Consider the following 377-nt stretch of genomic DNA (forward strand, 5'->3'; position numbering starts at 1 on the left):
GTGGCGGCACCAGCCAGACCGCCGTGAACCAGCGCGCCGGGGCACGCTCGCAACTCGCCGCGCTGGTCACGGCCGGCGCCGCGCTCGGCACCATGCTGCTGCTGGCGCCGGTGATCGGCCTGATGCCCAATGCCACGCTGGCCGCCGTGGTTATCGTCTATTCGATCGGGCTGATCGATCCGGCCGAGTTCCGCGCCATCCGCAAGATTCGGCGCATGGAGTTCGTGTGGGCGCTCGTCGCCATGGCTGGCGTGGTGGGGCTGGGCACGCTGCAGGGCATTCTCGTGGCGATCATCGTGTCGCTGCTGGCGCTGGCCTACCAGGCGGCCGACCCGCCGCTGTACGTGCTGGCCCGCAAGCGCGGCACCAATGTGTTC

1 protein-coding gene is annotated in these 377 nt (G+C 70.3%); it reads left to right on the top strand.

Features of this window, described 5'->3' with window-relative positions; translation table 11 throughout:
- Positions 1 to 377: SulP family inorganic anion transporter (locus AC1DDH_RS20795; protein WP_476956266.1), on the top strand; the 377-nt coding region annotated here is incomplete at both ends.

The sequence above is a fragment of the Arthrobacter sp. 10T425 genome, from assembly GCF_056393985.1.